Annotated in this window: 9 protein-coding genes and 2 pseudogenes; 3 read left to right on the top strand and 8 right to left on the bottom strand. The window is 59.0% G+C overall.

The window, feature by feature from the left end; translation table 11 throughout:
- Nucleotides 1-64 precede the first annotated feature (64 nt).
- The 3 genes from AFK24_RS05070 to AFK24_RS05060 all read left to right on the top strand — a co-directional run bounded on the left by AFK24_RS05070 (nt 65) and on the right by AFK24_RS05060 (nt 3502).
- Complete coding sequence (locus AFK24_RS05070; protein WP_065832205.1) at nt 65-1276, top strand: pyridoxal-phosphate-dependent aminotransferase family protein; 1212 nt, start codon at nt 65-67, stop codon at nt 1274-1276.
- 107 nt (nt 1277-1383) lie between these two features.
- Nucleotides 1384-2682, top strand: a complete 1299-nt coding sequence (locus AFK24_RS05065; RefSeq protein WP_065832204.1) for an MFS transporter — start codon at nt 1384-1386, stop codon at nt 2680-2682.
- Between the two features lie 55 nt (nt 2683-2737).
- Complete coding sequence (locus tag AFK24_RS05060) at nt 2738-3502, top strand: 2-keto-4-pentenoate hydratase (RefSeq protein ID WP_065832203.1); 765 nt, start codon at nt 2738-2740, stop codon at nt 3500-3502.
- 78 nt (nt 3503-3580) lie between these two features.
- On the opposite strand, the gene AFK24_RS05055 is transcribed toward AFK24_RS05060, so the two are convergent.
- The 8 genes and pseudogenes from AFK24_RS05055 to AFK24_RS05025 all read right to left on the bottom strand — a co-directional run bounded on the left by AFK24_RS05055 (nt 3581) and on the right by AFK24_RS05025 (nt 14490).
- A complete protein-coding gene (locus AFK24_RS05055; protein ID WP_080482039.1) occupies nt 3581-5257 on the bottom strand; it encodes an NAD-dependent malic enzyme in 1677 nt (558 codons plus the stop codon).
- Nucleotides 5258-5889: 632 nt separating this feature from the next.
- Complete coding sequence (locus tag AFK24_RS05050) at nt 5890-7251, bottom strand: cytochrome c (protein ID WP_080482038.1); 1362 nt, start codon at nt 7249-7251, stop codon at nt 5890-5892.
- 12 nt (nt 7252-7263) lie between these two features.
- Complete coding sequence (locus AFK24_RS05045; RefSeq protein WP_065832201.1) at nt 7264-9039, bottom strand: GMC family oxidoreductase; 1776 nt, start codon at nt 9037-9039, stop codon at nt 7264-7266.
- Nucleotides 9040-9041: 2 nt separating this feature from the next.
- Nucleotides 9042-9785, bottom strand: a complete 744-nt coding sequence (locus tag AFK24_RS05040) for a gluconate 2-dehydrogenase subunit 3 family protein (protein ID WP_065832200.1) — start codon at nt 9783-9785, stop codon at nt 9042-9044.
- Nucleotides 9786-9962: 177 nt separating this feature from the next.
- Nucleotides 9963-10451, bottom strand: a pseudogene (locus AFK24_RS31945) (methyl-accepting chemotaxis protein); the annotation flags it as partial.
- A gap of 369 nt (nt 10452-10820) precedes the next feature.
- Nucleotides 10821-11528, bottom strand: a pseudogene (locus tag AFK24_RS31940) (cache domain-containing protein); the annotation flags it as partial.
- 246 nt (nt 11529-11774) lie between these two features.
- A complete protein-coding gene (locus tag AFK24_RS05030; protein WP_065832198.1) occupies nt 11775-13139 on the bottom strand; it encodes a TIGR00366 family protein in 1365 nt (454 codons plus the stop codon).
- Nucleotides 13140-13275: 136 nt separating this feature from the next.
- On the bottom strand, nt 13276-14490 hold the full coding sequence (locus tag AFK24_RS05025) for a CaiB/BaiF CoA transferase family protein (RefSeq protein ID WP_065832197.1): 1215 nt from the start codon (nt 14488-14490) through the stop codon (nt 13276-13278).
- Nucleotides 14491-14578 lie beyond the last annotated feature (88 nt).

Raw genomic sequence — 14578 nt, 5'->3', positions numbered from 1 at the left:
ACACAGCAGGAAGGCGTGCTAACGTATTTTGAATTCAAAATACAAAAACAAGAAGGAGTCACTCATGCTGAAGCTTGATTACCATCCCGCCGGCCGTCACTTCCTGCAAATTCCTGGTCCGAGCCCGGTCCCGGATCGCATTTTGCGCGCCATGAGTTATCCCACCATCGACCACCGTGGTCCGGAGTTCGGCGAACTGGGTCTCAAGGTGCTGGACGGCATCAAACAGATTTTCAAGACTCGTCATCCGGTGGTGATCTACCCCGCGTCTGGTACCGGCGCCTGGGAAGCTGCGCTGTGCAACACGCTGAGCACCGGCGATCAGGTGCTGATGTTCGAAACCGGCCATTTCGCGACGCTCTGGCAAAAAATGGCCCTGAGCCTGGGTCTCAAACCACAATTCATCGGGCATCCGGGCATCGAAGGCTGGCGCGGCGGTGTCGACGCGCAAATGATCGAGACACACTTGCGCGCGGACAGCAGTCACGCCATCAAAGCAGTCTGCGTCGTGCATAACGAAACCAGCACCGGCGTTACCTCCGATATCGCTTCGGTGCGCAAGGCCATTGACGCCGCCGGGCACCCGGCGCTGCTGTTGGTGGACACCATTTCCGGTCTCGGTTCTGTCGACTACCGCCATGACGAATGGGGCGTGGATGTCACCGTGTCCGGCTCGCAAAAAGGCCTGATGCTGCCTCCCGGTATCAGCTTCAATGCGGTCTCCCCCAAAGCGCTGGAAGCCAGCAAAACCGCAGGCTTGCCCCGCAGCTTCTGGGCCTGGGACGACATCATCGAAATGAACAAAACCGGCTATTGGCCGTACACCCCCAACACCAACCTGTTGTATGGCTTGTCCGAAGCCTTGGACATGATCCTTGGGGAAGGCCTGGAAAACGTATTCATCCGCCACAACCGCCTGGCCCACGCTTGCCGCACCGCGGTGAATGCCTGGGGCCTGGAAATCCAGTGCGCCGATCCAGCGGTATACAGTCCGGTGCTGACCGGAGTGATGACCCCAGAAGGCATCGACGCCGATGCCGTGCGCAAGATCATTTACGAGCGCTTCGATATGTCGCTGGGAACGGGCCTGGGCAAGATGAAAGGCCGCATGTTCCGGATCGGCCACCTGGGTGACTGCAATGATCTGATGCTGATGGCAACCCTGACCGGCTGTGAAATGGGCCTGCAAATGGCCGGGATCAAGCTGCAATCCAGTGGTGTATTGGCGGCCATGGATTATCTGGGAGGGCAATCCGTACCGTTGCGGCGCGAATGATGTGAAAGGAGCTGCGATCACCCGAATATCGCAGCTCCTCGATGTGACTCAACTATCCCGAATCATCGCGTTGGTCAGCGATAACAATAAGAAACTGGAGATAGATCATGAAGTTTTTACGTCTGCGCCCCACCACGGTGGTGCTGTTCATGCTGTGCGCCATGTACTTTATTACCTATCTGGACCGCGTCAACGTCAGTACGGCGGCGGTCGGTTTCGGCAAGGAATTCAACCTCACCAAAACGGAGATTGGCATTGTCTTCTCCGCGTTTGCCTATCCCTATCTGGTCTTTCAAATCATCGGCGGCTGGGTCAGCGACCGGTTCGGCGCCAAGCGCACGCTGATTGTCTGCGGGCTGATCTGGGCCGGTGCGACCGTCTTGACCGGGCTGGCTGGCGGCTTTATCTCGCTTATCGTGGCACGGGTGCTGCTGGGACTTGGCGAAGGTGCCACCTTCCCCGCTGCCACAGCGGCGATGTCGCGTTGGGTACCCAAGGAAAAACGCGGCTTTGCCCAAGGCATCACCCATGCGTTCGCCCGTCTTGGCAATGCGTTGGCGCCAGCGGCGATGATCGCGGTGATGGCGACTTATGGCTGGCGGGAATCGTTCTACGTGTGCGCCGGGATCAGCTTTGTCTGGGTCATGCTCTGGGCCGTGGTTTTCACCGAACTGCCAAAGGACCATCCGCGCATTTCGCAACAGGAGCTGGCGGTTTTACCGGCGCCTAAAGTGAAAAGCACTGTTCCGCTGGCCTGGGGACGATTGTTCAAGCGCATGGCGCCCGTGACCATCGTGTATTTCTGCTACGGCTGGACGTTGTGGCTGCTGCTCAGCTGGGTACCGATGTACTTCATGAACATGGGCCTGGATCTGAAAAACACTGCGATCTTCTCCTCGACGGTGTTCTTCGGCGGCGTGGTGGGCGATACCCTGGGCGGCATCGTCAGTGATCGCATCTACACCCGCACCAAAGACCTCAACAAGGCCCGCAGCCAGATGGTCGCCATCTGCCTGACGCTGACGCTGATTTCCCTGATCCCGTTGATGTTCACCAAGGACATGCATGTGTCCCTGGCGTGTCTGGCCATCGGCTTTTTCTTCTCCGAGATGACGATCGGGCCAATGTGGGCCATCCCGATGGACATTGCGCCCGATCATTGCGGTACGGCCAGTGGCATGATGAACACTGGCTCGGCCATGGCCGCGATTGTCAGCCCTGTGGCAGCGGGATTGTTGATCGACAAATTCGGCAACTGGCAGCTACCCTTCCTGGTCAGCATCGTGCTACTTGCGATTGGGGTGATTCTGTCCTTTCGCATGAAGCCGCAGAACAAATTCGAGTATGCGAAACCTGCGACCACGCGAGCGCCCGATCCGCAAGCCTCGACCATCATCAGCAAATAACCGGTAGCCAGCCTCCGCCTGCGGGCGGGGGTCTGGACACAAATGGAGCGCCCCCTTGAACTCAGCAACCTCACCTTCGCGCCTGGCGCAATTGCTTGTCGATGCACACCAAGAACGCAGCCCATTGGGCGAGTTCGACGCTGATTTGCAGCCAACTGACAAGGACGCTGCGTACCAGATCCAGCAGGACATCCTCCGTTTGCGTGGCGTGAAGCCCGGCGGTTGGAAGATTGGCTCGAAATCCCTTACCGGTCCGATTCAGGGATCGCCGCTGCCACAGAACTGCCTGTTCGCCTCGGCCAGCGAATTTGATCGCGCCGGTTACCCGCAGGTGGGCCTGGAACTGGAAGTCGCCTTCCGTTTCAATCGCGCATTTACTCCGCGCGACGAGGCCTACAGCGACGATGAGGTCATGGCAGGCATCGGTGAAATGGCCGCGACCATTGAACTGGTTTCCAGTCGTTTTGCCGCCTGGCCGAAAATCGAACCGCTGACGCAACTGGCCGACCTGCTCAATCACGGCGCGTTAATCGTCGGCGAATTTGTGCCTTACGAAGACAGCTTCGATTTCGTTAATCCAACCCTTGAGCTGACGCTGAACGGCGCCAGCATCGTGCCTTCGGCGGTCGCCAATCCAGCGGGTGATCCGCGACGTTTACTGCCGTGGCTGGTCAACCATCACACCCGCCAGGGTTTGACCGTCCCCAAGGAGTTCGTGGTTACCACCGGTTCTTACACCGGGATATTTTTCGCTGAAAGTGCCGGGCAGGTGCAAGGCCGGATTCAGGGCTTACCGGCGATCTCACTGACGCTTGTATAGCCGCACATGAGACGCGAGAGCTGAGTTCCTGAGCAAAAAAAATCCCGCCAATCCGGCGGGATTTTTCTGCCTCGGTGTTTATTCCGGGCGACGCTCGTAGTTCCGATAAACCGGATACCAGAAATGCTCGTCGATGGCGTCCCGCAGCGTTTGTTCAGACGCTGGCTCGGCGACCAGATCGCGCTGCGCAGCCAAACCGACCGCCAGGGCGATACGCTTGCTCACCGCCTGGACATCTCGCAACGGCGGCAACATCTGCCCCGCCCCGGCACTGTCGGCCAATGCCTGGGCCGAGGCCATGAGCATGCCGTCGGTGATACGCGTTGCCTTGCTGGCAATCGCGCCCAGGCCGATACCGGGGAAGATGTAGGAGTTGTTGCACTGCGCGATGGGGAAGGTTTTGCCAAACAGCTCGATAGGTAGAAACGGGCTGCCGGTAGCGACCAGCGCCTGCCCGTCGGTCCATTGCAGGATGTCTTTGGGATGGGCTTCGATCTGCGAAGTCGGATTGGACAACGGCATGATGATCGGTTGCGCACAATGCGCATGCATGGTCTGGATGATCGGCTGGGTGAACAAACCAGCTTTGCCTGACACGCCAATCAAAACCGTGGGTTTCGCATTGCTCACGACGTCCTGCAGCGACGGCCAGTCAGCGTCGAAATCCCATTGCGCCAGAGACTCGCTGGAATGTGCCAGGCGTTGCTGGAAATCGTAGAGATCCGGCTGGCGATCGGTCAGCAAGCCTTTGCTGTTAAGCAGAAATACCTGGCTGCGCGCCTGGGCGTCGCTCAAGCCTTCCAGTTGCATCGCCGCAATGATCTGCTCGGCAATCCCGCATCCGGCAGAGCCGGCTCCTACAAACGCAACGGTCTGGTCTGACAGGCGCTGGCCCTTGACCTTACAGGCTGCCAGCAATGTGCCTACGGTGACAGCGGCGGTGCCCTGAATGTCGTCATTGAAGCAACACAACTGGTCGCGATAACGCGCCAACAGCGGCATGGCATTGGTCAGGGCAAAGTCTTCGAATTGCAGAATCGCCTCGGGCCAGCGACGCTGAACGCCCTCGACAAAGGCCTGAAGGAAAGCATCATATTCAGCGCCGCGAATGCGCTGTTCCCGGCGCCCGAAATACAACGGATCAGCCAGCAAACCCGGATTATTGGTGCCCACATCCAGCACCACTGGCAAGGTGTAGGCCGGACTGATCCCGCCGCAGGCCGTATACAACGACAACTTGCCGATAGGAATGCCCATGCCGCCAACGCCCTGATCGCCGAGCCCCAGAATGCGCTCGCAATCACTGACGACGATGATTTTTACATGGTCTTTGGTGACATTGTTGAGGATCTCGTCGATGCGATCCCGGTCGGCAATACTGATGAACAAGCCGCGATGGCTGCGATAGATCCGCGAGAATTCCTGGCAGGCCTTGCCCACCGTTGGCGTGTAGATAATCGGCAGCATTTCATCGAGATGCTCGTCGACCAGGCGGAAGAACAGGGTTTCATTGAAATCCTGAATCGAGCGCAGCAGGACATGTTTGTCCAGATCGGTCGTACAGCCCTGAAACTGGTGATAGGCGCGCTGGACTTGTTGCTCGATGGTTTCAATCTGCTGCGGCAGCAGGCCTTGCAAATGCAACGTGTCGCGTTCGTGCTGGGTAAACGCCGTGCCCTTGTTCAGCAAGGGCGTACCGAGCAACGTCGGACCCACAAAAGGGACTAATAGGGCTTGATCGGTGGAATCACTCATTTCAATCTCCTGCGTCGTTTTTGTATTTTGAATTCAATATACACCGATGAATTCGGATTGAAAGATGACGTGCAGCAGAGAAGATAGTCCGTAGAAACGAACTTGTTCGTGAAGGGCTTGGTTTAGGTTTCGAAATAAGGGCGGACGTACCTACGATTCGCGGGCAAGCCTCACTCCAACAAAGCGTCGGCACAGACAATGAAGGCGGGGCAAGTGGATTGAGGTGGGCTGGCGTCTCGGGGACAAGTCCCCTCCTACCGGTTTTGCATCGGCCCGGTAGGACCGGACTTGTCCGGGAAGAACGATAACTCGGTAGGTCTAGCCCACCGAGGTGCCAGATTCACGAGCAAGCCTCGTACCGCGACCTGGAAACCGTTCTACCAAGAGCAAAGAGCTGGCGGATTCAGCACCACTCAGGCCCCGGTCATGCTGGCTCGCAAACTGCGCGAGTAGCCTTCACTCTGCTAAAAAATCAGAGCGAATAGCAATCCAAAGCTACTTAAGGACTTCCACACGACCAAAGAATCTCCAACGGGTAGAGGCGGTTCGCGAAGGGCTTTGTTTCGGTTAATGGGCAGAGGCCGGGCCGACGCATTGCACGTCGGCCCAGCCTGTCGGTTACCGCTACAACCTTACGGCTTGGCGATGTCCGTGCGCGACACCGCTGGCGATTCCTTCGGCAGCGTGTCTCGCAGTTGCTTGACCTGTGCGGCATTCACCGCCGGCGCCTGATTGCCCCAACTGCTGCGGATGAAGGTCAGCAGTTGCGCCACCTCTTCGTCCGACATACGCCAGGCGAAACCGGGCATGCCCAGTTCGGAAGGTGCAGTCGCGGTAGCGGGCAACTTGCTGCCTGCCAGTACCAGGCGAATCATCGACACCGGATCCTCCGAAAGCACCGATGAGTTGCCGGCGATTTTCGGGAAGACCCGCTCGTAGCCTTGACCGTTGGTGCGGTGGCAGGCGGAGCAGTTGTCGACGTACAACTCGGCGCCACGACTGGCCTCTTCCCCGGCAGCCAATGCTTTGGCGGTAGTTGGATCGGCCTTGAAATTCGATACCTGACGATCGCTGGCTGGCAGCGTTTTCAGGTAAGCGGCCACCGCTTGCAGGTCGCCATCGTTGAGGTGCTGGGTGCTGTGAACCACCACATCACCCATTGCGCCACCCAATACCGCATGGGTCGAGCTGCGTGCGCTGCGCAGTGTCGCGACGATGTCCTCGGCGCTCCAACTGCCCAGGCCGTCTGCCGGATTGCCACGCAGGTTGACCGCCAGCCAGCCATCAATCACCGGCCCGCCCGACAGGTAAACCGGACTTGACTCATCCAGCGCCTTTTCCTGCAAGGTCAACGCGCGCGGCGTGTGGCAACTGCCGCAATGCCCAAGGCCTTGAACCAGATAGGCACCGCGTGCCACCTGGGTGTCCTTGTAGCCGTCGGCCTTGAATGCCACTGCATCGGGCTCCGGTGCGAACACCTTGCGCCAGATCGCCAGCGGCCAGCGCATCGACAATGGCCACGCGACATCGTTGGCGCGGTTCTCGGCATTGACCGCTGTGACGCCGTGCATGAAGTACGCGTACAGCGCCCGCAAGTCGTCGTCACCGATCTTCGCGTAGGCCGGATAAGGCATGGCCGGGTACAGACTGTCGCCATTGGCAGCAATGCCGTGACGAATCGCGCGGTCAAAATCATCCAGCGAGTAAGCGCCAATACCGGAGGCCTTATCGGGCGTGATATTGCTGCTGTACAGCGTGCCGATCGGCGAGGCAATCGGTAGGCCACCGGCGAACGGCTGGCCACCTTTGGCCGTGTGACAAGCCGTGCAATCGCCTGCATCAGCCAGGTAACGGCCCTTCTCGATCAACGCCGCCTGCTGCGCTTCAGGTGCGGCCTGCAGCGCACGGGTGTGCGTCGGCCAGAACGCGAACGCCAACAACACGACCAGCACTACTACGCCCAGTCCAACCAGACTCAGGAGAAACTTTTTCATGGGTTTCGCTCCTTATGCCTGAACCAGCGGGCCGGGGTTTTTCAGGTACTGCTCGCGAATGGCCTTGGCAGACCAGTACGCCAGCGCACCCACCATTCCGGTCGGGTTATAGCCGTTGTTTTGCGGAAACGCATTGGCGCCGATGGCGAACACGTTATGCACGTCCCAGGATTGCAGATACCGGTTCAGCGCCGAGGTCTTCGGGTCGCTGCCCATGATCGCGCCGCCACAGGTATGGGTGCTCTGGTACTTGGTGATGTTGTAATGCTCGCCCGGTTTCTTCGCATCGCCAGCAACGGCAGTCGGGTTGAGGATTTTCGACATTTCCAGCGCCTTGCCTACCAGGAATTGCGAGGCCTTGATTTCATTGTCGTGCCAGTCGAAGTTCATCCGCAGCAGTGGTCGCCCGAAGCCGTCCTTGTAGGTCGGATCAAGACTCAAGTAATGCTGACGGTACGACATGCACGCGCCCTGCACTTCGAAGTAGAACGAGTGACGGAACGCATCGCTGGCCGCCTGTTTCCACTGTGTGCCCCAGGCTGGGGTGCCCGGCGGTACGTTGATCCCGCGCACCGGACCGGCACCGGGCTGACGGGCCCAGATGATGCCGCCACCGACAAAACCGGCCTTGGCATTGTCGAGCTGGTTGCCGTTGAGATTGTCCATGGTCGTGCCCGCGCCACCGATACCGATGAACTGGTTGGCTTGCACTTCCTTGCCGAAAAACAGCACCACACGATTGAGGTTCTGGTACGAGTAGTTGCGGCCGATGGTGCCTTCACCAGTCTGCGGGTCGTAGGGTTTGCCGATACCCGAGAGCAGCATCAGATGCACATTGAACAGGGAAAATGCGCAGAGCAGGACCAGATCGGCCTGCTGCTCGACTTCACTGCCCTGGGCATCCAGATAAGTAACGCCGGTCGCCTTCTTGCCATCGCTGTCGAGATTGACTTTCAGGACCTGCGCATTGGTGCGCAAGTCGAAGTTCTTGCGCTGGCGCAGCACTGGCAGAATGCTGATGTTCGGGCTGGCCTTGGAGTAGTTCAGGCAACCGTAATCGCTGCAAAATCCGCAGGCGTTGCACGGGCCCATCTGGCAGCCATACGGATTGACGTAAGGTGCCGATGCGTTGGACGCCGGGATCGGATACGGATCCCAGCCCATCTCGCGAGCCGCGCCGTAAAACATTTCGGCGCCGAGATAATTAGGATTCGGGCCCAGCGGGAATTCACGCGAGCGCGAGCCTTCAAACGGGTTGCCGCCCAGCTGTTTGGCGCCTTGAATCACACCGGCCTTGCCGGAAGTGCCGCACACGTATTCAAAGTGATCGAAGTGCGGTTCAAGGTCTTCGTAGGTGACCGGGAAATCCTGGATAGTCATGTCGCTGGGAATGAATTTCGCGCCATAACGCTGTTCGACATTGCTGCGCAGCTTGAAGTCTTCCGGCAACGCGCGGAAGTGACAGCCAGACCAGTGACTGCCCGCGCCGCCCACACCGGTGCCGGGTTTGAACGAGCCCATCTGCCGATACGGAACGGCGGTGGAAGTCAGGTTATGCCGCGCGGTGACGGTTTCCTGGGACAGGCTTTGCAGGTAGCGGCGATGCACCGAACCTTCGAGTTCATCGACGACTTTCGGGTAGGCAAAATCAGGTTGCGTGTCACGATCAGCACCGCGCTCCAGCACCACGACCGTAAGCCCCGCATCGGTGAGTTCCTTGGCCATGATCGCCCCGGTCCAGCCCATGCCGACAATCACTGCGTCTACTTTTGGTTTAACGCTTGCCATGCTCAACCCCTCCGCCCGGCCAGATCGACCGGGGGCAGCGGGTACGGCTTGTCACGCACCGTCACCCAATCCATGTAATCGGCACGCATGCCGGGATAACCGATCATCTTCCACGCGCCCATGTTTTTATTGCCGCCGTGTGAAGGGTCGGCGAAGTAGCCGTTACGCACCTCATTGAGCAAGTTGGTGAAGAACAACTTCGAAGAAATGTCCTCCAGCACCAACTTGCCACTCTCGGCATTCTTCAGCAGCTCTTCCTGCTGGGCAGTCGTCAGCTGGGCGAAGGTCTTGCCGGAAAAGGTTTTCTTGCAACTGGCGTCAACGGCCTTGATGCCGACCCGCAACGTTTCGCGCAGTGTCAGACGGCCCTGGTAACCGAATTCCGGTGCTGCCTGGATAAACGGGCCCTGCATGTACCAGATGCCACCGTTGGCGTAGGGCGTCTGCATGTGGCGGTCGAGAAACTCCGGCACGCCCAGTTCGACGGCGCCGGGACCTACCTGGTCGGACGGGATTAACCGGTCGCAGGCGGCAAAGAGGAATGCCCATTCTTCGGGTGTGAAAAACGTGGGTTTGTAATCGCTGGTTTTGACTGCCGACGACGCGCCTGACTGAGCGTCACTCGCGGGAGTCTGGGCGAAAGCGGAACTGGGAAGGCCGGCACTGGCCAGGGTTACAACGGGGATCAGCGTCAACGACTTACGCAAGAAGTCGCGACGGCCGGGGGAGGTATCGTTATCAGACATTACTACTCACTCCTGGATCTAAACACGGGTGTGCTTCGGTCTTTCTGATTTTTCTTATAGGTTGCCGCGTGGGCGGCAACTGGATTGCTGCCTAATCATGATCAAGCTAACTAATCAGTCATGACTAAAACAGTTATCGCTGCCTGTTGCCAGGCAAGCGGCAACTTAAACGTTTCATTAGATCTTGAATTGGCGAACCAGGCTGGCGAGGTTAGTGCCCAGCGATGACACTTCGCGCATGGTGCGTGCGCTCTGCTCGGTTTCGTCGGCAAGGCTCTCCACGGCGCCAGCGATCTGGTGCACGCTGCGGTTGATCTCTTCGGCGACCGAAGTCTGCTCCTCCGCTGCGCTGGCGATTTGCGCGTTCATCGCGTTGATCGTGCCGATCAAACCCGAGATCGAATCCAGTGACGCGCCGACCGCATTGGTCTGTTGATTGGCACCCTCGCCAGCTTCGGTTGAGCGCTGCATGGCGGCGACCGAAGCCGTGGTGCCAGCCTCAAGGCGGGTGATCATGCCCTGAATTTCCTGAGTGCTCTGCTGGGTACGGCTGGCCAGCGCGCGCACTTCATCAGCGACTACCGCAAAGCCGCGACCGGCTTCACCGGCGCGTGCCGCTTCGATTGCGGCGTTGAGCGCCAACAGGTTGGTCTGATCGGCGATGGAGCGAATCACGTCCAGCACCGAAACAATGGACCGCACGTCTTGCTGCAGGTTGTCGAGGCTGGTGCCACTCATACGAATGTCGGACACCAACGCGCTCATGCCAATAATGTTGTTGCCGACCACTTTGCGCGCGGCATGCCCTTGCTGATCGGTCTCAGCGGCAGCTTCGGCGGCCCGTTGGGCGCTCATTGCGACTTCCTGGGCTGCGGACGACATTTCGTTGATGGCGGTTGCCACCTGATCGGTCTCGTTGCGCTGGCGCTGCATCGCTTGCTCGGAGCGCAAGGTCTGCTGGGTTGCTTGAACGACGAGGCCGTCCAGCTCGGTGGTCATCTGCGCCACCTGACGGACCATGGCGTGGATTTTGTCGACGAAACGGTTGAACGACGCGGCGAGATCGCCCAACTCGTCGCTGCTGGTGATGACCAGGCGATGAGTGAGATCGCCATCACCGGCCGCGATGTCATCCAGGTTGGTCTTGAGCATGCGCAGTGGACGTACCACACCGTTAGCGGTCCAGATCCCCGCAGCGGCGGTTACCAGCAACAACACCAGGGTCACAAGGAAGATGCTGCCCAGCAAATTTCGGGTGCGCTCGGTAACCGCAGCCTGCTCCACGAGCATGGCGGCGTCGATGTCATCCATATTGATGGCACTGCCAAGCACCATGTCCCACTTTTCCAGGTAAACCGTGTAGCCAAGCTTGGGAACCTGAACAGTCTCCTGGCCAGGTTTGGGCGCAGCGTAATCAATATAGTGCTTGCCGTTTTTAGCCACTTCCACAAAGGTCTGGTAGTGGTAGGAACCGTCGGGATCCTTAGTATCCCAGAAACTCTTGCCTACACCTGCGGTGCTGTCGCCACGGAAGGTCCGTACGCCTTTGCCGTCGTAACCGAAGAAGTAACCCTCATCCCCGAACTTGACCGGCTTCAGAACTTCCAGCGCCTTGTCCCGCGCAGCCATATCGCCATTCGCCGACGCATCATGCAAAGGCTTGATGGTGGTCAGAGCGATGTCCACGTAGTTCTTCAGGATTTCGCGATTGCGCTTGACCAGACTGTCGCGGGTCTCACGCATTTCCTGATCGGCGCTGCTCTGTAACATCCACGACGCAAGGCCGCTGATGATCAATGCGAACAACAAAGCGGGGATAATGGCTAAGCACAGCAACTTGTGTTTGACGGTGAGTTTCATGAACTAGATGCCCTCCTGGTTAGTGTGGTTTTTGAGAGTATCGGCGCTGTAAGACCTATCTTGAAAAAATAGATGGAATTTTGGCGCCAATATTTAGTTGATGGCCATTTAACATCATGAGTCGTTTGGTTACAACAAAAGTAGCAACGAAGCGCCGTAGACAAAGGCCCCAACCAGAAACGTCGCGAAGGTAAAACCCAGTACCCGTTGCACGCCGACACCGGCCATCGCCACCACTGGCGCGGCCCAGAATGGCTGCAGCATGTTGGAGACCTGCTCGCCCATGGCCACCGCCATGGTGGTCCCCGGCAACGAAGCATGCAGCGTGACAGCCGCAGGAATGACGAAAGGCCCCTGCACCGCCCAATGACCGCCGCCGCTCGGAATCAGGAAGGTCACCACCAGCGAACAGATGTAGCTCCAGAACGGCAGCGTGTGCTCGTTGGAGATGGCCACGAACGAATTAGCGATCACGCCTGGCAAACCGGTGGCTTCCATGATGCCCATCAATCCCCCGTACAACGGGTATTGCAGCATCATCGATCCGCTCTGCCTGGCGGCATTCTTCACCGCATTGGCGTAGGCCAGTGGATAGCGATGTAACAGGATCCCGGCGGTGAACATCACGAAAATCACCGCGTTGACGCCGGTGAACTGCAACTGCCCGAAGTAGGCGAAAACCATCACCGCAATCCCGCCACCCCCCATCAGCACGCTGCCCAGCCATGAATACTCCAGACGCTGGGCGAAGGTCCATGGGCCTTCAGGCGGACGTTCAATAACCGGGTCCGGGTGTTTGCTGATGTCCAGTGCAATCACGTCATCGCCACGCGGGCGCAGCACAGCCAGGACGAACGGAATGACCAGCAACATCACCAGATTGGGCACCAGATTGAACGGTGCGAACACCATATCGCCCAGGTTCAGCACCTGACCGGTGACTTTCTCCACCACGTTCATCGGGCTACCAGCCGTCGATTGCGCCAGTACGATAGAGCTGGAAAGTCCGCCGGCCCAGACCACCCAGCCGGAGAAGCCTGCCGCGACGATCCAGGCGAAATCCACATGCATGCGTTTGGCGATTTCCCGAGCCAGCAGCGCACTCATCACCAGGCCAAAACCCCAGTTGAAAAAGGACGTCACCGCGACACTGACGAATATCAGCGCGCCTGCCTGTGCCGGTGTACGGGCCAGGCTGATCAACCGGGTGAAAAACCGCTGCACCACTGGCGCATGAGCCAACGCATGCCCGAGCACCAGTACCAAAGTAATCTGCAAGGCGAAGGTAAAAATGTTGAAGAAGCCTTTGTACCAGCCGGACAAAACGTTGGTGACCGAAGCCTGCGGGCCCCAGATCAGCGCCGCCAGGGCGATCACGAAAGTGAGGAAAACCGCCAGTACGAAGGGGTCGGGGATGGTGCGTTCGAACACCCGAATCGTATTGTCGGTCAGCCGCGTGCGCAGGCTGCGAGGTTTGCTGAGCGCTACAGTCATTCGGGCTTCCTCCGCGCAACGCGAGACAAGCCCAGGTATTGCACCAGGTTGATTGGCATGACGTGAATCCTATTGTGATTGTTATGGACATAGCTGCTCGGGCGCTCAGTGCGCCCGATTTACAAGGGTGATCGTTTTACAGCAGCGCTCCGCAATCGCGCAGACCGCTGATTTGTTCGTCAGTGAAACCATGGGCGCGCAGCACCTGGTCAGAATCCTGGCCAAACGCTGGCGCCGCGAAGGGTTGCGGGCCAGGCGTGCGGCCATAGCGGATCGGGCGAGTGAAGCCGCGATAATGTCCGACTACTGGATGCTGGTAGTCGGCGATCAAGTCTTCGGCCGCGCATTGCGGGTGGTCAAACATGTCTTCGATACGGCGCGACGCGGCGCACGGTACGGCGTCGCCAAATACGACTTCCCATTCCAGTGCGCTGCGCGCCGCCAGGGCCGCATGCAGTTGCGGAACGATGACCGCGTGCTGCTCGGCACGCTTGCGCACGCTGTCGTAACGCTCGTCCAGCAGATTGAGCAATCCGGTCTTCTCGCACAATGCTTGCCAGAAGTGCGGGGTATTGGCCGACAGATACAAGTGCCCTTCCCGCGTCGGGTGAATACCGGTGATGCCGCCGGAACGCATGTCGCGATCAATCTCGGCGGGCTCACCTTCCGCCCAGATCAGCCGCGCCGATTGCATGGTCAAGGCGCTGCGCAGCAGGGATACGCCAACGTACTGCCCTTCGCCGGTTCTTTCCCGTTCAAACAACGCCGATGACACCCCGCCCGCGACCAACGCCGCCGCGTAGTAATCCACCACCGAACCGTAAAGGACTTCCGGCGCGCCGCCCGTTTTACCTTGAGCGGCGCACATCCCGGTCATGGTTTGCAGCACCTGGTCGTAGCCGGCTTTTTCTTTCAGCGGGCCGCTTTCGCCATAACCGGTGACGGCGCAGTAGATCAGACGGGGGTTGAGTGCCTTGAGTGTTTCGTATCCGATACCCAGCCGACCCGGAACGCTGGGACGAAAGTTGTGCACCAGCACGTCGGCGTCTCGCACAAGCGCGTAAAGGGTCTGCAGCCCTTCCGGACGCTTGAGGTCAAGCACCACGCCGAGCTTGCTGCGATTGACGCCGAGGAAGGCGCGGCTTTCGCTGGCCAGGGTCGAGGGGTACTTACGCAGGTTGTCGCCGCTGGGCGGCTCGATCTTGATCACCTCGGCGCCTTGGTCGGCCAACAGCGAACAACCGTAAGGCCCGGCAATATAGGCGCTCAGGTCCAGCACCTTGATCCCGCTTAAAGGACCCGCCGGGCCCGAGCGTTCGAGGCGTGAAGAAGGGATTGGGCGCTCACTCATGAAATATCTCCGCAGTGCTTTTTATTCGTATGGCGCCCACGCGTCCCTCGGGATCGCTAATCGGCGCAGCATTGGAATAAAGTCTGAG

The sequence above is a fragment of the Pseudomonas syringae genome (assembly GCF_001698815.1).
GTDB lineage: Bacteria > Pseudomonadota > Gammaproteobacteria > Pseudomonadales > Pseudomonadaceae > Aquipseudomonas > Aquipseudomonas syringae_A.
Note: the sequence above shows the minus strand (reverse complement) of the source record. Positions and strands in the feature narration are given on the sequence as shown.